19 protein-coding genes and 1 pseudogene are annotated in these 19,843 nt (G+C 60.7%); 12 read left to right on the top strand and 8 right to left on the bottom strand.

The window, feature by feature from the left end; genetic code table 11:
* Positions 1 to 3 precede the first annotated feature (3 nt).
* Both lysA and lptM read right to left on the bottom strand, forming a co-directional pair.
* Positions 4 to 1,251 (bottom strand): diaminopimelate decarboxylase, encoded by a 1,248-nt coding sequence (gene lysA, locus JFV26_RS05315; protein ID WP_201190393.1) that lies wholly within the window; start codon positions 1,249 to 1,251, stop codon positions 4 to 6.
* A gap of 9 nt (positions 1,252 to 1,260) precedes the next feature.
* Entirely contained in the window at positions 1,261 to 1,446 is a 186-nt protein-coding gene (gene lptM / locus JFV26_RS05310) for an LPS translocon maturation chaperone LptM (protein ID WP_201190391.1), read from the bottom strand.
* Between the two features lie 353 nt (positions 1,447 to 1,799).
* On the opposite strand from lptM, the gene cyaY reads away from it, so the two are divergent.
* The 3 genes from cyaY (at position 1,800) to rnk (ending at position 4,207) form a co-directional block, all read left to right on the top strand.
* Positions 1,800 to 2,132, top strand: a complete 333-nt coding sequence (gene cyaY, locus JFV26_RS05305) for an iron donor protein CyaY (RefSeq protein WP_201190389.1) — start codon at positions 1,800 to 1,802, stop codon at positions 2,130 to 2,132.
* Between the two features lie 4 nt (positions 2,133 to 2,136).
* Positions 2,137 to 2,355, top strand: a complete 219-nt coding sequence (locus tag JFV26_RS05300; RefSeq protein ID WP_201190387.1) for a DUF1289 domain-containing protein — start codon at positions 2,137 to 2,139, stop codon at positions 2,353 to 2,355.
* A gap of 1,441 nt (positions 2,356 to 3,796) precedes the next feature.
* Complete coding sequence (gene rnk, locus JFV26_RS05295; protein ID WP_201190384.1) at positions 3,797 to 4,207, top strand: nucleoside diphosphate kinase regulator; 411 nt, start codon at positions 3,797 to 3,799, stop codon at positions 4,205 to 4,207.
* A 6-nt stretch (positions 4,208 to 4,213) separates the two neighbouring features.
* Here the strand turns inward: rnk and JFV26_RS05290 are convergent, their stop codons facing one another.
* The 3 genes from JFV26_RS05290 to JFV26_RS05280 form a co-directional block, all read right to left on the bottom strand.
* Positions 4,214 to 7,060 carry a class I adenylate cyclase gene (locus tag JFV26_RS05290; RefSeq protein WP_201190382.1) on the bottom strand — a complete coding sequence of 949 codons (2,847 nt, stop codon included), beginning with the start codon at positions 7,058 to 7,060 and terminating at the stop codon, positions 4,214 to 4,216.
* Positions 7,061 to 7,242: 182 nt separating this feature from the next.
* Positions 7,243 to 7,488 (bottom strand): TIGR02647 family protein, encoded by a 246-nt coding sequence (locus JFV26_RS05285; RefSeq protein WP_201190380.1) that lies wholly within the window; start codon positions 7,486 to 7,488, stop codon positions 7,243 to 7,245.
* 252 nt (positions 7,489 to 7,740) lie between these two features.
* Complete coding sequence (locus tag JFV26_RS05280; protein WP_123403861.1) at positions 7,741 to 8,025, bottom strand: hypothetical protein; 285 nt, start codon at positions 8,023 to 8,025, stop codon at positions 7,741 to 7,743.
* A gap of 123 nt (positions 8,026 to 8,148) precedes the next feature.
* Here JFV26_RS05280 and JFV26_RS05275 point away from each other — a divergent pair, with 123 nt between their 5' ends.
* Positions 8,149 to 8,808 carry a glutathione S-transferase family protein gene (locus JFV26_RS05275; protein ID WP_201190378.1) on the top strand — a complete coding sequence of 220 codons (660 nt, stop codon included), beginning with the start codon at positions 8,149 to 8,151 and terminating at the stop codon, positions 8,806 to 8,808.
* A 130-nt stretch (positions 8,809 to 8,938) separates the two neighbouring features.
* On the opposite strand, the gene argH is transcribed toward JFV26_RS05275, so the two are convergent.
* The gene (gene argH, locus JFV26_RS05270; protein WP_201190376.1) at positions 8,939 to 10,333 is read right to left on the bottom strand and encodes an argininosuccinate lyase; all 1,395 of its coding nucleotides are present in this window, start codon (positions 10,331 to 10,333) and stop codon (positions 8,939 to 8,941) included.
* A 461-nt stretch (positions 10,334 to 10,794) separates the two neighbouring features.
* On the opposite strand from argH, the gene JFV26_RS05265 reads away from it, so the two are divergent.
* The 7 genes and pseudogenes from JFV26_RS05265 (at position 10,795) to rsd (ending at position 17,345) form a co-directional block, all read left to right on the top strand.
* On the top strand, positions 10,795 to 11,541 hold the full coding sequence (locus JFV26_RS05265) for a LytR/AlgR family response regulator transcription factor (protein WP_201190374.1): 747 nt from the start codon (positions 10,795 to 10,797) through the stop codon (positions 11,539 to 11,541).
* Between the two features lie 138 nt (positions 11,542 to 11,679).
* Positions 11,680 to 12,620, top strand: a pseudogene (gene hemC / locus JFV26_RS05260) (hydroxymethylbilane synthase).
* Entirely contained in the window at positions 12,617 to 13,384 is a 768-nt protein-coding gene (locus JFV26_RS05255) for a uroporphyrinogen-III synthase (RefSeq protein WP_201190372.1), read from the top strand. The pseudogene hemC and the gene JFV26_RS05255 overlap by 4 nt, the downstream one beginning before the upstream one ends.
* 16 nt (positions 13,385 to 13,400) lie before the next feature.
* Complete coding sequence (locus JFV26_RS05250; RefSeq protein ID WP_201190370.1) at positions 13,401 to 14,543, top strand: uroporphyrinogen-III C-methyltransferase; 1,143 nt, start codon at positions 13,401 to 13,403, stop codon at positions 14,541 to 14,543.
* Positions 14,540 to 15,778: a heme biosynthesis protein HemY gene (locus tag JFV26_RS05245; protein ID WP_201190368.1), complete on the top strand. Its 1,239-nt coding sequence runs from the start codon at positions 14,540 to 14,542 to the stop codon at positions 15,776 to 15,778. Before JFV26_RS05250 ends, JFV26_RS05245 begins: the two co-directional genes overlap by 4 nt.
* A gap of 377 nt (positions 15,779 to 16,155) precedes the next feature.
* Complete coding sequence (locus JFV26_RS05240) at positions 16,156 to 16,707, top strand: disulfide bond formation protein B (protein ID WP_201190366.1); 552 nt, start codon at positions 16,156 to 16,158, stop codon at positions 16,705 to 16,707.
* Between the two features lie 179 nt (positions 16,708 to 16,886).
* A complete protein-coding gene (gene rsd / locus JFV26_RS05235) occupies positions 16,887 to 17,345 on the top strand; it encodes a sigma D regulator (RefSeq protein WP_201190364.1) in 459 nt (152 codons plus the stop codon).
* Positions 17,346 to 17,406: 61 nt separating this feature from the next.
* Here rsd and JFV26_RS05230 read toward each other — a convergent pair whose 3' ends face one another.
* Positions 17,407 to 18,072: an FKBP-type peptidyl-prolyl cis-trans isomerase gene (locus JFV26_RS05230; RefSeq protein ID WP_201190362.1), complete on the bottom strand. Its 666-nt coding sequence runs from the start codon at positions 18,070 to 18,072 to the stop codon at positions 17,407 to 17,409.
* 192 nt (positions 18,073 to 18,264) lie between these two features.
* Between JFV26_RS05230 and JFV26_RS05225 the strand changes: the two genes are divergently transcribed.
* On the top strand, positions 18,265 to 19,365 hold the full coding sequence (locus tag JFV26_RS05225) for an AlgP family protein (RefSeq protein WP_201190360.1): 1,101 nt from the start codon (positions 18,265 to 18,267) through the stop codon (positions 19,363 to 19,365).
* Here the strand turns inward: JFV26_RS05225 and JFV26_RS05220 are convergent.
* On the bottom strand, positions 19,362 to 19,826 hold the full coding sequence (locus JFV26_RS05220) for a TIGR02444 family protein (protein ID WP_201190358.1): 465 nt from the start codon (positions 19,824 to 19,826) through the stop codon (positions 19,362 to 19,364). The genes JFV26_RS05225 and JFV26_RS05220 overlap by 4 nt on opposite strands.
* Positions 19,827 to 19,843 lie beyond the last annotated feature (17 nt).

The raw sequence follows: 19,843 nt of genomic DNA, 5'->3' as shown, positions 1-19,843 counted from the left end.
GTTTTACTCCGGCAGCAGGCTTTCGCCAGCAAACAACTCGGCTACCGTCTCACGGCGACGCACTTCAAATGCCTGATCACCGTCCACCAACACTTCGGCGGTACGCCCGCGGGTGTTGTAGTTGGAACTCATGACAAACCCATAGGCACCGGCCGAATGCACGGCCAGCAGATCGCCTTCTTCCAGGGCCAGCTGACGATCCTTGGCCAGGAAGTCGCCGGTCTCGCAGATCGGCCCGACGATGTCGTAGGCGCGAGCCGCGGTGTCGCGCGGGCGCACAGCGCTGACGTCCATCCAGGCCTGGTACAGCGCCGGGCGGATCAGGTCGTTCATGGCCGCATCGACGATGGCGAAGTCTTTGTGTTCGGTGTGCTTGAGGTACTCGACCTGGGTCAGCAGCACGCCGGCGTTGGCGACGATGTAGCGGCCCGGCTCGAACACCAGGGCCAGTTCGCGACCTTCGCAGCGCTCGCGCACGGCTTTGATGTAGTCGGCCGCCAGTGGCGGCTCCTCATCGCGATAACGCACGCCGACGCCGCCACCGAGGTCGATATGGCGCAGGTAAATGCCGCATTCGCCCAGACGATCGATCAGGCCCAGCAGGCGATCGAGCGCATCGAGGAACGGTGGCAGGCTGGTCAGTTGCGAACCGATGTGGCAATCGACGCCGAGCACTTCCAGGTTAGGCAGTTGTGCGGCGCGTATGTACACGTCTTCGGCGTCGGCAATGGCGATGCCGAACTTGTTCTCTTTAAGACCGGTGGAAATGTACGGGTGGGTGCCGGCATCGACGTCCGGGTTCACGCGCAGCGAGATCGGCGCACGAACGCCCAGCTCGGCGGCAACCACTTGCAGGCGTTCCAGCTCATCGGTGGACTCGACGTTGAAGCAATGCACGCCGACTTCCAGGGCACGACGCATGTCTTCACGGGTCTTGCCGACACCGGAGAACACGATCTTGTCGGCGCTGCCGCCAGCGGCCAGCACGCGTTCCAGTTCGCCACGGGAGACGATGTCAAAACCGGCGCCGAGACGGGCCAGGACATTCAGTACACCCAGGTTGGAGTTGGCCTTGACTGCAAAGCACACCAGGTGCGGCACGCCGGCCAGCGCATCGGCATACGCCAGATACTGGGCTTCGATGTGGGCGCGGGAGTAGACGTAGGTCGGCGTGCCAAAGCGTTCGGCGATGGCGGACAGGGCCACGCCTTCCGCGAACAGCTCACCGTCACGGTAGTTAAAAGCGTCCATGGCGTTCCCTTATTGGTAGACGTCGTGCTTGTGTGCTTTGGATGCAGGGGTCTGTTGCGACGACTTCGCCTGCTCGGCAGGGTCCTGGTTGTCATCGGGCAGATACAACGGGCCTTTTTGACCACAGGCCGATAATAAGCTGGCAAAAGCGACGAGCGAAGCGAGCGCAGCAAGGGAAGAGATCAGGCGCTTCATGGCGAAATCCTTGAAAATGCGTTAATTGCGCCGGAGTATACCGGCCACCCGGCAGCTTGCCTATGTAACGCGGCTCCCGTCCGGCGGGGCTTCGCCCGATGCCGGCAGTTATGTGCAATCCAATGTGGGAGCGGGCTTGCTCGCGAATGCGGTCAATCATTCAACATAGATGTCGCCTGACACGGCGCTTTCGCGAGCAAGCCCGCTCCCACATTAGGTTTCGGTTCTATCAAGTCTTGCGTCGATATTTCATAACGCTACCGGGCCCTTGATCGTTATCCTTTGCAATCACTGGGGCTCGCCCGTATCTTGCGGCGCTTGAGCGTGAGTAGACACTTTTTGAGGTTCCAGCAATGAGTTTGACCGAAGCCCGTTTCCACGACCTGGTCGATGCCACCCAGCAAATGCTGGAGGATATTTTCGATGACAGCGATCAGGATCTCGACCTGGAGAGCTCGGCCGGTGTCCTCACCGTCAAGTTCGAAAACGGCAGCCAGTTGATCTTCAGCCGTCAGGAGCCGCTGCGTCAGCTGTGGCTGGCGGCCGTGTCCGGCGGCTTCCACTTCGACTATGACGAAGAGAGCGAGCGCTGGATGTGTGACAAGAGCGAAGAGCAACTGGGCGAGATGCTTGAACGCATCGTCAAGCAGCAAGCGGGCGCTGAACTCGATTTCGAAGGTCTGTGAAACCGTGACTCAGCCTGCACCTGTCCGGCCGCCCAAGCCGCTTTACAGCAATATCAGCCCGGCGGTCCCGTCGCCGTGCAGCGGGGTGTGCCGGCTGGATGAACAGAAGGTCTGCCTGGGGTGTTTTCGCCATGTCGAAGACATCCGTGAGTGGCGCTCGGCTGACGATGATCGGCGGCGGGTTATCTGTGCCCAGGCCGCTGATCGCAAAAGTATCGGCTGACTGGGGTTCTTGGGTTCTTGGGCTCTTGGACTTGGCGGCCTTTGGGCCGACCATGTTGATGGGTGACCGGGTACATATCCATTTCTGCGGTAACGGCTACTTAGGGTTTCGCCCTTACGGCGAGGCACTTTTTCAAACGCCAAAAAAGTACCCAAAAAGGCTCGCCCCGGCGTCCGGCCCCTCGCTTAGGCTCGGCGTGCCTTCGTTCCGGTATTCATCTGGGGGCATCGCCTACGGTCTGCTTCGCGACGACCTCCTCTCGATGTGTGCGGCTTCGCCGCACGGCGCTACGCGCCCCCCAGATGAACACCTCCACTCAGCCTCCCGAAGGGGCGGGCAGAGCAAGGTCAAGAGCAGGCGAGCTAACGCTCGGCCTAAATGAGTGGTGAAGAGCGGGGCGGTGTACGCCGCTCTGCTTTTGATTCTGCTTTTGTAGGAGCGAGGCTTGCCCGCGAAGGCGGCCTGACAGCCGACCAACCTCTCCCGGATGCACTCGGTCCAATTGTAGGAGCTGAGCTTGCTCGCGATGGCGGCCTGCCAGCCGATCAATCTCTCCCGGTGCACTCGGTCCAATTGTAGGAGCTGAGCTTGCTCGCGAAGGCGGCCTAACAGCCAACCAATCTCCCTCAGATGCACTCGGTCCAATTGTAGGAGCTGAGCTTGCTCGCGAAGGCGGCCTAACAGCCAACCAATCTCCCTCAGATGTACTCGGTCCAATTGTAGGAGCTGGCTTGCCTGCGAAGGCGGCCTGCCAGCCGATCAATCTCTCCCGGATGCACTCGGTCCAATTGTAGGAGCTGGCTTGCCTGCGATGGCGGCCTGACAGCCAACCAATCTCCCTCAGATGCACTCGGTCCAATTGTAGGAGCTGAGCTTGCTCGCGAAGGCGGCCTAACAGCCAACCAATCTCCCTCAGATGTACTCGGTCCAATTGTAGGAGCTGGCTTGCCTGCGAAGGCGGCCTGCCAGCCGATCAATCTCTCTCAGATGCACTCGGTCCAATTGTAGGAGCTGGCTTGCCTGCGATGGCGGCCTGACAGCCAACCAATCTCCCTCAGATGTACTCGGTCCAATTGTAGGAGCTGGCTTGCCTGCGATGGCGGCCTGACAGCCAACCAATCTCCCTCAGATGTACTCGGTCCAATTGTAGGCGCTGGCTTGCCTGCGATGGCGGCCTGACAGCCAACCAATCTCCCTCGGATGCACTCGATCCAATTGTGGGAGTGAGCCTGCTCGCGATGGCGACCCTTTTGGCTGTACGCCATTCCCTCTGCGGGTGATGCGAAGGGGGATTGCGCAGGCCGTCCGGTGCCGGCTTGTATATTTATTGAGCTGTGATAGTGTCCGGAAACGCCTCAACCCATCGAGGCCCGTGAAAACCCCGCCTTTTTCTGGCGGGGTTTTGCTTTTTTTGTGCAGAAGAAAGGAGTCTGCCTGGATCATGACCGTACCTTCCATCACCCTTACCCGTCTGGACGTGCAACGTCTGGAGCGCCTGATCGACAGCCTGGATGACACGCTGCCGGGCGTTATCGCGCTGCAAACCGAACTGGATCGCGCCGAAACACTGGTCGGTCACGATGAAGTGCCCGCTGATGTCGTGACCATGAATTCGCGCGTGCATTGCCGCGAAGAAGTCAGTGGCAAGGACTATCACCTGACGCTGGTTTATCCCAAGGATGCCAATGCCGATGAAGGCAAGATTTCCATTCTGGCGCCGGTCGGCAGCGCGCTGCTGGGGCTTAAGGTTGGGCAGCACATCGACTGGCCCGCGCCCGGTGGCAAAGCGTTGAAACTAACGCTGCTGGAAGTTGAATCGCAGCCAGCCAATGGCGGTGCGTTTCCGGAATAAAACGGCTCAGACCTGCTCGAGCGCTTCGTTCAAGGCGCGCTCCAGGTCGGCCTTGTAGCGCAGGTAGAGATTGCTTGAGCTTTGACCATCACCGAGCAGGCCCGACAGGTCCAGGTCGGTGATGTAGCAGCGGTAGCGTTCAGTCTCGCGGCGCTGGTCGATGATCTCCCGGGCGACGACGCTGAACAGCTGGTCGCCATACTCCAACTCCGAAAACTCCCGTTGATTGCAATACAGCGTGACCTGCACCTGCCCCGGTGCGGCCTTGCCGATGATCGCCTGGACGTCATAGAACGGTTTGTTGACCGGGGTTTGCGGCGCTGGCCGGGCTTCAACCCGCCGTGCCCGGCCGGGGCCGGACGGCAATAGTTGGTAATACAGCGTGTCGAGGCTCAGCGGCTGGGCGGCGTCCATCGGCAGCAAAGCGTCGCGGCGATACAGGATCGATTGCAGGAAGCGTTGCAGCGGCACCAGCAGGCTTTGTTCGTCGTGATACGGCAGGCGCTGCTGCCACAGCGCGTTGAATTCATCCAGCACGTACAGATCGGCCTGCTGCTCGGTGATCCGGTAGAACACTTGAATGCACTCGGGCTGACCCATCGGCAGCAGCAGCGCGAGGTCTTGTTCTTCGAGGGCCATCGGGTCCAGGTGCAGCGGGCTGTAGCTCGCCAGCTCTTCGCCCAGGTAGTCGAACAGCGCCGGCAGGGTGGCGAGGGCGACGTGGTTGACCTGGCCGGGCACCAGTTCCAGCACGTGGTAATGCTGCTGGACCTGAAACAGGTAGCGATGATTGAGCTTGCTCAACAGCAGGTTATGCGCGGTGTCGATGATGGCCTCGACCCGCTGGGCGATGAATTGCGCGCGGTTGTGGCAGAAGCAACGGACCCGCAAGCGCGGCTGCTGTGGCCCTTTGGGCAGGTTATTGAGGTAGTCGCGCAGGCAGTCGAGCAGGGCGTGAGGGCCGTCATAGCGGCTGACCAGCACTTCGTTCCAACTGTTGAGGGTGACCTGGTCGAGTGTCAGCACCAGGTTCTCCCGCACGCCCGCGTAACTCAGGGAGTCGGTGCGCTCGGTGGTCATCAGGATGTTCAGGTCGCGATGATGCTTGAGCGGATCGACGCCGACGTTCACCAGAATCAGCACTTCGCTGGGCACGCTGGGGCGCAATAACGCCTCCTCGGCGACGGTGGTCAGGGGCAGGGCGATGGTCTGTTGCAGGCTGCCAAGCAGGTTGAACAGTTCGAACTCGCTCAGGTCGCTGCTGCCGGGGTGCAAGGCCAGGCGGGTGCTGCTGTCGATCACGCCGTTGCGGTGGCTCCAGGTCAACAGCTCCAGCAACTGGCGGCTGCGTTTGATCGGCGCGAAATGTTCCCACTCATGGGCCGCCAGGCTGCCGTTGTACAAACCCCATTGGGTTTGCCCGGGCTCTTTCTTGTTCGGCGCCTGCACCAGCGTCAGGGTGTCTTCGGCCAGGTCCGGGGCGATGCCCGGGTTGATGAATTCGACCTTGTCGGCCTTGCGCTCGAACGCTGCGTACAGCCTTCGGCCGAGCACATTGAGGTCGCGCTTGTTGATCAGGCTGACGGTTTGCTCGGTGCGGGCGAATTGGGTCAGGAAGCGGTAGCTGTAATTCAGCTCATTGACCAGGGCCCGGCGTTCGGCACTGACCTGGCGGACTTTCCACTGGCTGCGGCTGTCGAGCAGCGCCAGTTGCCGTTGATCCCAGCGCCATTCGTTGGCCAACCGTTCCAATAGTGAACGCTGCCAACTCGCGGTGCGACTGCTGCTGCCGGTCAGCTTGCGATTGACCTTCAGGTATAGCGCGCGGCGCACCAGTTCCAGGCGATCCGGCTCGCCACGGGCAGCCAGGTATTCCTCGATGCGCCGGTAGACCACGATGTACGGGTCCAGCTCATCGAGGTCCAGCCGATTGGCGAACACTGCCTGTTTGAAGCGCAGGCTCAGGCAGTGGACCTTGGGGTGTTCGCTGGCGTAAACCTCGGTCAACAGCAGCTTGAGCACCGACTTGTAGGGCGACTCGATGCCCTTGAACAACTGCCAGAGTCCGGCGCCGATGAATTCGCCTGGCGGAATGTGCGCCAGATGTCCAAGGTCCAGGGTTTCGTCGGCACGGATGAAGCGCTTGGAAATCAGCGTGTGGGTGTACTGGTCGTAACCTGCCTCTTCGTAGACCGGCACCAACCACCAGATCGGTGTGCGCCCGGCCAGCCAGATTGCGGTGCGATAGAACTCGTCCAGCAGCAGATAGTGCTGGGTGGTGCCGCAGTCTTCCGAACTCAACTGCGTATCCCGCTCCCCGCGCACGAAGCGGGTCGGGTCGATCAGGAAGAAATGTGCCTCGGCACCCTGGCTGGCGGCCCAGACTTCGAGCAACTGGCATTTCTTGCGCAGTTCGGCGAGTTCGTTTTCGCTCAGGTCCGGGGCGTGGCAAACCCACACGTCCATGTCGCTTTGATCGGCCTGGGCGAGGGTGCCGAGGCTACCCATCAAAAACAGCCCGTGAATCGGCCGCGGCGGATTGCTGCCGTGGCGTGGCTTGTAGGAAAACGAACGGGTCAGTCGCTGGGCTTCGGCGAGCACATTGTTGTCGGGTTCGTAGTTCGACAGCCCGGCCGGGGTGCTACCGGACACGTAGCCCGGCAGCAGCGGATGATTGACGTGGAAAAACAGCGGCAGCAGGGTCAACACCCCTTGCTGGCGCGTCGACAACCCTTCCATGGCCCGGGCCATGCGGCCTTCATTAAGCTTCAGAAAACGTGCGCGCAACTGACTGAGAACCTTACGGTCGATTCCCTCGTCCAGATCGGGGCGAATTTCATGGGTGCGGGTCATGTCAGCTCAAACCGGCTCGCGAGGCTCGGACGTGGGGGACTGCGGATGACGGGCAGTTTAGCGCCTCGACCCCGGGACTTTTAAGCTGAATTTGTGTTTCTGGCGTCAGATTCCTATCGCGAGGCGACAGAATGCCCGCGGAAATCCCATGGAAGGGGTTTCCGGGGGCGATACGGTGGTGCTTAGGCTGTTTCCTGGACGCTCAGAATGGTCAGGACGGTTTGTACATTTTGCGCGGCGTCACGACCCAGGCTGGTCAGGTAACCGCCATCGGGCTGGTCGATCAGGTCTTTTTCGTACAGGCGTTGGGCGGCGGCAATCGCTTTCGGGGCAGCGGTCTGATGGATTTTCAAACCTTCCTGGGAACTGTCCAGGTTGAAGAGGGCGAGGATTTCCAGTTCGGCAACCAACTCAGGGGTAAGCGACATAAGGACTCCAGACTTTCTAGGAATTAGACGACAGCGCCCCTAAGGTGAGCCCACTCGTGCGGCATGTCCAGTGCTTGCATCAGGGTTTTTTCGCCTCGGGAAACATTCCCCGATAACGGGGTGGGTAACAGTGTAGTCAGGGTCTGAAAAACGGTTGCCTGAAATAAAAAGATCGCAGCCTTCGGCAGCTCCTACTTGAAATGCGATCCCCTGTAGGAGCTGCCGAAGGCTGCGATCTTTTGATCTTTGGGCTTACTTCTTTTCCGGCGGCAGCTCTGGCAACGCGCGCAGGGCTGTTTCGTACCATTCGGTGTTGAACGCGCGGTCTTCTTCAAGGATCGCGTCGATTTCCACTGCCAGCACGTGGGCCATCAGGTTGAGGATCTCTTCACGCTCGTAACCCACCAGGGTCAGCTTGTTGAAGGTCGCCTTGGCGGCCGGCGGGTTGTCGCTTTCAATCTGGTTTTCAATCGCTTCGATCAGCGTGTTTTCGGTGAACTCTTCTTCGTCGCTATCGATGTCGGTTGGCTCGCTCATGGCAGGCTCCTCAAGTTAAGACGGGCAGTTTACCTGCATTCAACGCTGTGATGCTGCTGGCAAGAAACGCTTGAGCGTTCTATAAAAGGCACCTGCCAACCCCGCACGGCCTGGAGGCTAGTGATGCTCAAGCTTTATGGATTTTCCGTCAGCAACTACTACAACATGGTGAAGCTGGCGCTGCTGGAGAAGGGACTGCCGTTCGAAGAAGTCCTGTTTTACCCGGGGCCGAGCCCTGAGGCGCTGCTGATCAGCCCGCGCGGGAAGGTTCCGGTGCTGGGCGTCGAACAGGGCTTCGTCAACGAAACCAGCGTGATCCTCGAGTACCTCGAACAAAGCCAGAAAGGCACGCCACTGCTGCCGGGCGATCCCTTTGAGCGGTCGCGGGTGCTGGCGCTGGCCAAGGAAATCGAGCTGTACATCGAATTGCCGGGTCGCGCCTGCTATCCCGAAGCGTTTTTCGGCATGACCGTGCCTGAGGCGATCAAGGACAAGACCAAGGCCGAGTTGCTGCTGGGCTTTGCTTCGTTGGGCAGGCACGCCAAGTTCGCCCCTTACGTGGCGGGTGACAGCCTGAGCATTGCGGATTTGTATTTCCTCTACAGCGTGCCGTTGGCCTGTGCGGTCGGGCAGAAGCTGTTCGGTATCGATCTGTTGGCCGAGATACCGGCGGCCAAGGCGCTGCTGGAGCGTCTGGAGCAGAACCCGCATGTGCAGCGGATAGCCGCGGACAAGGATGCGGCAATGCCAGGGTTTTTGGCGATGATCGCGTCCAAGAAGTAGGTTTTTGTAGCGTTTACAAGATCGCATTCGCGAGCAAGCCCGCTCCCACATTGGATCTCTGGTGTTCACAACCTGTGTGTTCACCACCGAACTAATGTGGGAGCGGGCTTGCTCGCGAAGCTTTGGCGATTTAGCGGCTGGCGAGCAACGCCTGGCCGCGAACCACTGCCTTCTTGACCTGCGCCGGTGCAGTCCCGCCGATATGGTCACGGGCATTCACCGAGCCTTCCAGGGTCAGCACGGCAAACACGTCCTGATCGATCTGGTCGCTGAACTTGCGCAGCTCTTCCAGACTCATTTCCGCCAGGTCCTTGCCGCTTTCCACGCCGTACTTCACCGCGTGGCCAACGATTTCGTGGCAGTCACGGAACGGCAGGCCGCGGCGCACCAGGTAATCCGCCAGGTCGGTGGCGGTGGAGAAACCGCGCAGCGCCGCTTCGCGCATGATTGCGTGCTTGGGTTTGATCGCCGGGATCATGTCGGCAAAGGCCCGTAGCGAGTCGCGCAGGGTGTCGGCGGCGTCGAACAGCGGCTCTTTATCTTCCTGGTTGTCCTTGTTGTAGGCCAATGGCTGGCCTTTCATCAGGGTCAGCAGGCCCATCAGTGCACCGAATACGCGACCGGTCTTGCCGCGAACCAGCTCCGGCACGTCCGGGTTTTTCTTTTGCGGCATGATCGAGCTGCCGGTGCAGAAGCGATCCGGCAGGTCGATGAACTGGAATTGTGCGCTGGTCCACAGCACCAGCTCTTCGGAGAAGCGCGACAAGTGCATCATCGCGATGCTCGCGGCGGAGCAGAACTCGATGGCGAAGTCGCGATCGGAGACGTTGTCCAGGGAGTTGCCGCCGACAGCGTCGAAACCCAGCAACTGCGCTGTGAACTCACGGTCGATCGGGTAGGTGGTGCCGGCCAGCGCGGCACTGCCCAAAGGCATGCGGTTGGTGCGCTTGCGGCAGTCCACCAGACGCTCGTAGTCGCGGCTGAGCATTTCGAACCAGGCCAGCATGTGGTGCCCGAAGGTCACGGGCTGCGCGGTTTGCAGGTGGGTGAAGCCCGGCATGATGCTGCCGGCTTCGCGCTCGGCTTGCTCCAGCAGGCCTTTTTGCAGGCGAGTGATTTCGGCCAGGATCAGGTCGATCTCGTCACGCAGCCACAGGCGGATGTCGGTGGCGACCTGGTCGTTGCGGCTACGGCCGGTGTGCAGCTTTTTACCGGTCACGCCGATGCGGTCGGTCAGGCGCGCCTCGATGTTCATGTGCACGTCTTCGAGGTCGATGCGCCAGTCAAACTGGCCGGCCTCGATTTCACCCTGGATGGTCTTCAGGCCATCGGTGATGCTGTCGCGCTCGGCATCGCTCAGCACGCCGACCTTGGCCAGCATGGTGGCGTGGGCGATCGAGCCCATGATGTCGTGGCGATACAGGCGCTGGTCGAAAGTGACGGAGGCGGTGAAGCGGGCGACGAAGGCGTCGACGGGTTCACTGAAGCGGCCGCCCCAGGACTGATTGGTCTTGTCAGTGCTCATGAATTCGCTCGTATCGGCTTGAAGAAAGTTGGCGTTGAACGCTGTGGCGGATAATAACAGGGTTGCCAATCCTGTCGCTGACACTGGTCGATACGTTTTTTTCTCATGTACAGGCCCATACTCGGGGCAACCCCGGAGGGAATTGCGCAACGATATTTTTCATTTGAGCAATATCGCGCCGGCAACCGTCTACAGTTGGACAGTAGGAACAGCGCACTTCTTTACGCTGCGGCTGACTATAAGAAGAGGGGGGTGTTCATATTGTGTATCAGCAATCCCTACGGCGATGCCTCGCCAACGCGGGCCCGGGCCGCCAATCGCCCGGCAGATGAAAATTTAGCCGCCGGTCTCGCGGCACTTTTTGGCCCTCGCGCCAGTCTTAGCGTGGATCGCGGTGACGGATGTCACTTCACCTGTCTACGCTATCCTTGTGCGAGACTCACGCAGGAATCCAGCGCAATATGAATGTCCTGATCGTTGATGACGAACCCCTAGCCCGCGAGCGCCTGAGCCGAATGGTCGGCGAACTCGAGGGATACAGTGTCATGGAGCCCGGCGCCACGAACGGCGAAGAGGCGTTGGCGCTGATCGACAGCCACAAGCCGGATATCGTGCTGCTCGATGTCCGCATGCCAGGCCTTGATGGTCTGCAAGTGGCTGCACGATTGTGCGAGCGCGAAACACCGCCAGCCGTGGTGTTTTGCACCGGCCCCGATGAATTCGCCGTGGAGGCCTTGCAGGCCAGCGGTGTCGGTTATCTGGTCAAGCCGGCGCGCGTCGAGCAATTGCTCGAGGCCTTGAAGAAGGCCGAGCGGCCCAATCGCGTCCAGCTTGCCGCCCTGACTCGCCCGGCCGCCGAAACCGGTAGCGGCCCGCGCAGCCACATCAGTGCGCGCACCCGCAAAGGCATTGAGCTGATCCCGTTGGGCCAGGTGGTCTATTTCATTGCTGACCACAAGTACGTGACCTTGCGCCACGAAGGCGGCGAAGTGTTGCTGGATGAACCGCTCAAGGCTCTTGAAGATGAATTCGGCGACCGTTTCGTGCGGATCCACCGCAACGCCCTGGTTGCCCGCGAACGTATCGAGCGCCTGCAACGTACGCCGCTGGGGCATTTCCAGCTGTTCCTCAAAGGCCTGAACGGCGACGCGCTGATTGTCAGCCGCCGTCACGTGGCCGGCGTGCGCAAAATGATGCAGCAGCTTTAATCCGCCATTCACAGGCGGATTTCACACCCGATTGCCGGATGTCGAAGGCCAGGGAGGCCGTGCAGTTCCTGATACAAGTCAAAGTGGATTTGACTGAGCTGTTATTATCCGCCGTATCTATTCAGTACGGATTGATCCATGTCCTCTCGCGAAATCCGCATCGCCACCCGTAAAAGTGCGCTGGCCCTATGGCAGGCCGAATACGTTAAAGCTCGCCTCGAAGAAGCCCACCGGGCTTGCTGGTAACGCTGGTGCCCATGGTCAGTCGCGGCGACAAGCTGCTTGACTCGCCACTGTCGAAAATCGGCGGCAAGGGGCTGTTCGTCAAGGAACTGGAAACCGCGCTGCTGGAAAACGAAGCCGACATCGCCGTGCATTCAATGAAAGACGTGCCAATGGACTTCCCTGAAGGCCTCGGTCTGTTCTGCATCTGCGAGCGCGAAGACCCACGCGATGCGTTCGTTTCCAACACCTGCGCCGGCCTGGATGAGTTGCCTCAGGGCAGCATCGTCGGGACCTCCAGCCTGCGCCGTCAGGCCCAGTTGCTGACCCGGCGTCCGGACCTGGAAATCCGTTTCCTGCGCGGCAACGTCAACACGCGTCTGGCCAAGCTCGACGCCGGCGAATACGACGCCATCATCCTCGCCGCCGCCGGTTTGATTCGCCTGGGTTTCGAAGATCGCATCACCTCGGCCATCAGCGTCGACGACAGCCTGCCGGCCGGCGGCCAAGGTGCGGTCGGTATCGAATGCCGCAGCGTCGACAGCGAAATCCACGCCTTGCTCGCGCCCCTGCATCACCAGGACACCGCCACCCGCGTTACAGCCGAACGTGCCCTCAACAAACATCTGAATGGCGGCTGCCAAGTGCCGATCGCCTGCTACGCCGTGCTTGAAGGCGATCAGATCTGGTTGCGTGGGCTGGTGGGCGATCCAAGTGGTGGCCTGCTGCTTAACGCCCAGGCCCGTGCGCCGCGCAGTGAAGCTCAAGCGCTGGGTGTGCAGGTCGCCGAAGATCTGCTGAGCCAGGGCGCCGGCGACATTCTTAAAGCGGTCTACGGCGAGGCAGGTCACGAGTGACCGGCTGGCGCCTGCTGCTGACGCGCCCTGCGGATGAGTCGGCGGCGCTGAGCTGCGTGCTGGCCGAGCAGGGGATTTTCAGCAGCTGTCTGCCGCTTTTGGAGATAGAGCCGATTGCGCCCTCTGACACAATGCGCGCAGTGATAGCAGGTCTGGATCGCTACTGTGCGGTGATTGTGGTCAGCAAGCCGGCCGCCAGAATCGGCATCGATCTGCTCAGCCAGTGTTGGCCGCGGCCGCTTCAGCTGAAGTGGTTCAGCGTGGGCGCCGCGACGGCATACGTCCTTGAGGCTTTCGGGCTGGAGGTGAGCTTCTCGGCCGAGGGCGATGACAGCGAAGCCTTGCTTGAACTTCCTGAGTTGCGCGAGGCTATCGCCCGGCCCGATCCACGTGTGTTGATCATGCGCGGGGAGGGTGGGCGCGAGTTGCTGGCTGAGCGTTTACGCGAGCTTGGTGCTAGTGTCGATTATCTGGAGTTGTACCGTCGCGGCTTGCCGCGCTATGCGACGGCTGCGTTGCCGGACCGGATCGAAGCGGAACGCTTGAACGGGCTGGTGGTCAGCAGTGGACAGGGTTTCGAGCACCTGCACCAATTGGCAGGCGATGCCTGGCCAAGGTTGGCGCGGTTGCCGTTGTTTGTTCCAAGCCCAAGAGTCGCCGAGCTGGCACGTGCCGCCGGGGCTCAAACAGTTGTGGATTGTCGTGGCGCGAACGCCGCGGCTTTGCTGACGGCGTTACGGGAGCAACCCGTACCCGTTCTCTAATGCAAAGGATGGATACGTGAGCGAAACAGCCTTGCCTGAAGATGACATCCAGCCGGTGCTTGATGCACCTGTTGAAACACCACCACCTGCTGCTGTGCAGCGCCGAGGCAATGGCCTGGCAATTGTTGCACTGTTGTTGGGTGCCGCAGGGGTTGCCGTGGGGGGCTGGGGTGTCTGGCAGGTACGTCACCTGCAAGCCAATACTCAAGCGCAGTTGAGTCAGGTCCAGGCCTTGAGCGATCAGGCACAAAGCCTGAAACTCAGTGATCAGCGCCTGACCGCACGCCTGGAGCAACTGCCTGCCGCCGACGAGCTGGAAGACCGCCGCCGTCTGGTGACGCAGTTGCAAGGCGATCAACAACGCTTGAATCAAAAGCTGGAAAGCGTCCTCGGCGCCAGCCGCAAGGATTGGCGTCTGGCCGAGGCCGAGCACTTGCTGCGTCTGGCCAGCCTGCGTCTTTCGGCATTGCAGGACATCAGCAGCGCCCAGGCCCTGGTGCAGGGCGCCGACGAAATTCTCCGAGAACAGAACGACCCCGGCGCCTTTGCCGCCCGCGAGCAAGTGGCCAAGACCCTGGTGGCCTTGCGCAGCACCGGGCAGCCGGACCGCACCGGGTTGTTCCTGAAACTGGGCGCCTTGCGTGACCAGGTGATCAACCTCACCGAGCTGGCGCCGGAGTACAAGGACCGTGGCGAATCGCTGTTGGGCCTGACCGCCGATGGCGACGGCGCCAGTCGTTGGGCGCAATGGTGGGATCAGGTTTCGCGTTACATCCGCATCGACTTCAATGCCGAAAAGAATGTTCGCCCCCTGTTGGCCGGGCAGGGTTTGAGCCAGGTACGGCTGGCCTTGAGTCTGGCGCTGGAGCAGGCGCAGTGGGCTGCGCTCAATGGTCAGGCGCCGGTGTATACCCAGGCGCTGGCCGAAGCGCGGGATGTGCTCAAGGGCAACTTCAATGCGGACAACCCGCAGAGCAAGGTGATGCTTGAGCAGGTTGGCGAGTTGAGCACGCAGCCGGTTACGGTCGTTACGCCTGACCTGACGGGCACGTTGAGTTCGGTCCAGGCCTATCTTGAACGACGCAATGTCAGTGCCGAGGACTCGATCAAGCCGCTGGCCAAACCTGCCGCGAACACCGCGCAGGAGGCCACGCCATGAAACGCCTCTATGTGATCCTGTTTCTGGTCATCGCCGCCGCCGGGGTGCTGGGGCTGGCGATTGCCGAGCACTCGGGCTACGTATTGATCGCCTACAAGAGCTTCCGTTACGAGTCGAGCCTGTGGGCGACCCTGGCCTTGCTGGCCGTGCTCTGGCTGGTGTTTTGGGGTATCAAGGCGTTGATCGAGTTGGTGACGACTTCCAGCGGCGTGGTCAATCCGTGGTCCCGTCGCAATCGCAGCCGCCGGGTGCAAGTCGCCATCGAGCATGGCCAGCTGGACCTCGCCGAAGGTCGCTGGGCCAGTGCCCAGCGCCATCTGTACCGGGCTGCAGAAGCCGAGCGTCAGCCACTGCTGTACTACCTCGGTGCGGCACGTGCCGCCAACGAACAAGGTCACTACGAGGAATGCGACAACCTGTTGGAGCGCGCCCTTGAGCGCCAGCCCCAGGCCGAGTTGGCGATTGCCTTGAGTCACGCGCAATTGCAGACCGATCGTGGTGATACCGAAGGCGCCCTGGCGACCCTGGAAGCCATGCACGAGCGTCACCCGCACAACGTGCAGACTCTGCGTCAGCTACAGCGCCTGCATCAGCAGCGGGGCGACTGGTCGGCGGTCATTCGCCTGCTGCCGGAGTTGCGCAAGGACAAAGTCCTGCCTGTCGCCGAACTGGCTGAGCTGGAGCGTCGGGCCTGGGGCCAAAACCTCAGCCTTGCGGCGCGTGGAGAAGAAGATGGCACGGTCGGGTTGCAGTCGCTCACTCGCGCCTGGAAACAGCTCACCAACGGCCAGCGTCAGGAACCGCAACTGGTGCTGGCCTATGCCGAACAACTGCGCCAATTAGGTGCCCAGGTCGAGGCTGAAGAAATCCTGCGTGCGGCACTCAAGCGCAACTATGACAGTCATCTGGCTCGTCTTTACGGGCTGGTACGCGGCAGCGATCCGGCGCGGCAGTTGCAAACTGCCGAGGGCTGGCTCAAGGATCACCCGGCCGACCCGAGTCTGCTGCTGACCCTGGGCCGTCTGTGCCTGCAAAGCAGTCTGTGGGGCAAGGCCCGGGACTATCTGGAAAGCAGCCTGCGCCTGCAGCGCAACCCGGAAGCCTGTGCGGAGCTGGCCAGGTTGCTGGCGCAGTTGGGCGATACCGAGCGCAGCAACCAACTGTTCCAGGAAGGCCTTGGCCTGCTGGACGAGCGCCTGCTGGCGGCACCGCTGCCGGTAGCGGTTCGCGCCTGATCCGACCGTCACTTGTAGCAGCTGCCGAGCTTGCGAGGCTGCGTTCGGCTGCGAAGCAGTCGTGAAATCAGGCAGCACGGTATGTCAGGCAAACTGCGTACTCAGGTTTCACGACTGCTGCGCAGCCGAACGCAGCCTCGCAGGCTCGGCAGCTGCTACAGAGCGTTGTTTAAGTCGCGAACCCGTCGACGGATTTCGCCGAATGTTTACCTTTGTAGACTTGTATCGGAAGCGTCCTACATAGGATTGCATCTTATCCTCTCTACTCTGTCGGGAATTCCCTACACCTCTGGTGAAGTGTCCGTGCCGGCCTGCCTTGAAAGGCTGGCGCGCTTTCCTCTACCGTAACCGCCTGTCTCTACTGTTACGGATTAGCCATGTCATTGGCCTGCACACGCTCCTTGTTTTTCTTGGCTTTCACTGCAGGTGCCCTGGCCTTGGGCGTTTCCTGTTACCTCGAATATGTGGTCGGGCTCAAACCCTGCGGGCTGTGTTTATTGCAGCGCGGTTGCCTGGCGTTGCTCATGGTTGTTTGCCTGGTGGCTTCGGTTCATGGTCCGCGGCGATTCGGTTCTTTCGTCTATTGGTTGTTGGGTTTGTCCGCCAGTCTGGGTGGGACTGTCGCGGCGTGGCGGCAGGTGCTGTTGCAGAGTGATCCGCAACAACAACTCGCGTTCTGTTCGTTCAATCTGGATGATTGGTTCGGGAATATGCCCTGGGGTTACGTCGTACAAGGGCTGTTCAAGGGCGCTGACGACTGCGCCGAGATCTCGTGGACCTTATTTGATCTGAGCATCCCCGAATGGAGTCTGCTGTTCTTCGTCGCGATGCTGATCCTGGGGAGTTATCAGGTGCTGCGCCACGTCTGGATCGCCTGTCAGGGACCGCCCAGCGGCGAGTCGTCGCACCGGGTCGGGACGGGTGATTAAACACTTGTATGAACTTTATCTCCTGCGTACCTTGAAGCCATTGTCGTGCGGGCATAATCTGGCCCGCACGTGTCGTTGGAATTGTGTTGCTCGATGACGCTCTGCCTGGCCGATCCTTGACCCTTCAAGAGTGCGGCAGGTGTAGAGCAGCATGACCCACATAGGGAAGAGAGATCGCCATGCTCGAAAGTTGTCAGAATGCTCAGGAACGCTGGGGTGGAGTGCATCTGCTGATCGACCGCTGGTTGCAGGAGCGTCACGAACTGGTTTGGGCCTATGATGCTCTCGGCGCCAAGCCTGAGGCTCTGGGCGAGAACCGCAAGCCGTTGCAGGAATTCTGCGGGGTGCTGGTCGACTACGTATCGGCGGGGCATTTCGAAATCTACGAACAGCTCACCGGTGAAGCCAAGGCCTTTGGTGACACTCGTGGCCTGGAGTTGGCCGAGACGATCTATCCGCGCATCGACGTCATCACCGAGAAGCTGCTGGCGTTCAACGACCTGTGTGATGCAGGCCAGTGCGTAGCCGAGAGATTCAAGGAACTGGGTGGCCTGCTGCACGAACGCTTCGAGCTGGAAGATTGCCTGATCGAAGTGCTGCACACCGCTCACAAGGAAGAGGATTCGGTTCAGGCCTGAACCCTTTCCGGCAACACGCTAAAAAACGGTGCGCTTTGCGCGCCGTTTTTCGTTTGTGCTATCAGCTGGTGGCGCCGCGTAATTCGACTTCGAATACCAGCGGGGTGAACGGTGCGATCAGATCGCCGGCACCGTCGGCGCCATAGGCCTGGGCCGATGGAATCACCAGGCGCCATTTTGCCCCCACCGGCATATTTTGCAGCGAGCTGCGCCAGCCAGTGATCACGCTGTCGAGACTGAACCACTGCGGTTGACTGTTCTGATCGAACACCGTGCCGTCAGGCAATCGACCGATGTACAAGACTTGAACCTTGCCATTCGGACCTGCCTTCGCGCCGGTGCCTGGCGCCAGTTCTGTCATCAACACACCATCGGCCAATTCATGAACCCCGGGCCTGGCTTTTTCTTCGGTGAGAAAGCGTTGCTCTTTTTCCAGGGCTTCTTCGCTTTGTGGCGCGGCCGGTTGCAAGGCGATCTGGGCTTCGTGGTCGGCAAGAATCTGTTCGATCTGCGCGTCCTTCAGTGCCAGGGGTTTGCCCTGATAGGCTTGCTGCAAGCCATCGACCAGCGCCTGAAGTTGCAGGTCGGGAACCTCCTGGCGCAAGCGTTCGCCCAGACTTGCACCCAAGCTGTAAGCGAGATCGTGAGCATCATTTTCAGCGGTTTTTTCGGCGGCTTGAACGGTGGAAAAACACACGAGCAGGGATAAAAAAAGGTAGCGCGGCATGGGTACTCTCCGACCTCAGATGCGGGGGATTATGCCAGCGAGAATGGGTTAAACGGTGAACTGCTTTTACGCAGACGCAGAACATTTTCAATCCGCTGCAACGCCACGCTTTCGATACTGTCAACATGACCTAGCGGCGGTGTCAGCAGAGGTCTAGTATGAGCCGCATTCACGTCAGCCAGGAGGTAAACCATGTCGGCCACCAAGAAGCCTGTAAATACTCCGTTGCACTTACTCCAACAACTTTCGGGCAGCCTGCTCGAGCATTTGGAAACCGCTTGTTCCCAAGCCTTGGCTGATGCTGAAAAACTGCTCGCCAAACTGGAAAAGCAGCGCGGAAAAGCGCAAGAAAAACTGCACAAATCCCGTACCAAATTGCAGGACGCTGCTTCGGCCGGCAAAGCCAAGGCACAAGCCAAGGCCAAGGACGGAGTGAAGCAGCTCGAAGACCTGCTCGATGCTTTGAAGGATCGTCAGTCCGAGACCCGCGGCTACATTCTGCAACTCAAGCGTGATGCTCAAGAAAGCCTGAAATTGGCCCAGGGCGTCGGTCGCGTACAAGAGGCTGTCAGCAAGGCGTTGTCCCTGCGTTCGGCCAAGCCAGCTGCGGCACCTGCCAAGAAAGCCGCTGCCAAACCGGTTGCTGCAAAAGCAGCCGCCAAGCCTGCCGCCAAACCGGTTGCCAAAGCGCCGGCCAAAGCCGCAGCAAAACCTGCAGCAAAAAAACCGGTCGCTGCCAGCGCTGCGAAACCCGCGGCTAAAGCAACGGCTGCCAAACCGGCTGCTGCAAAAACTGCCGCTGCAAAACCAGCCGCTAAACCAGCGGCTAAAACCGCTGCTGCAAAACCCGCTGCCAAACCGGCCGCCAAGCCAGTTGCGGCTAAAACCGCTGCCAAACCGGTTGCTGCAAAAGCACCGGCCAAGCCTGCAGCAAAACCAGCGGCCAAAACGGCGGCCGCCAAACCAGCCGCCAAGCCGGTTGCTAAAACGGCTGCTGCAAAACCGGCTACCGCCAGCGCCGCCAAGCCCGCTGCGAAGCCAGTGGCTGCGAAACCGGCTGCGAAACCTGCTGCTGCAAAACCGGCTGCAAAACCTGCTGCTGCAAAACCGGCTGCGAAACCAGCAGTGAAAAAACCAGTCGCCGCCAAACCGGCTGCCGCGCCAGTCGCCAAGCCTGCTACCCCGGCTTCTGCAGCATCGTCTGCTCCGGCCGCAACTACCTCGACAGCCACCGCTGCGCCAACCCCGGCAACGACGTCGAGCACTGCAACCACCCCAACCAGCGCTTCCTAAGTGCCGCTTACCGCGACGCGCAGCTGAAGCAGCGCGTCGCGGTCCAGGTTGGCGGCGCCAGCCGCCACACCTTCCAGCCAGGCCGATGGTTCGGTCACCTCACCTTGCGGCCAGCCTTGGGCCGTGCGTTCCAGTTGCAATAGCAGATGCCGTTCGGCCTCCAGCTCCAGCGCCTTGATTTGCTCGCGTAACGCATTGAGTTCGGCGTCGTCAGCGGCGGCAGCTTTCCATTGCTGGCGTAACGTGCGCATCGGTTGCACGACATTCACCTCCCAAGGCCCGGCCACCTGAAAAAGTTGCTGCAAGCGTTGCTCGCTGCAGCCCACACCCCGTTGTTCCAGCCATAGGCCACAGAGCAGCAGGCAGACATTTGCCCCCGCCGACTGCAATTGCAGGCACAGGCTTTCAACGCCGGGGCGGGCGTAAGTGCCAAGGGAAAAGCTCCACAGGTCAGAGGACATAGTGCTACTCGCGCCAG

This window comes from Pseudomonas sp. TH31 (genome assembly GCF_016650815.1).
Lineage (GTDB): Bacteria > Pseudomonadota > Gammaproteobacteria > Pseudomonadales > Pseudomonadaceae > Aquipseudomonas.
The sequence above is the reverse complement of the archived record's forward strand: the minus strand, read 5'-3'. Positions and strand labels throughout refer to the sequence as shown.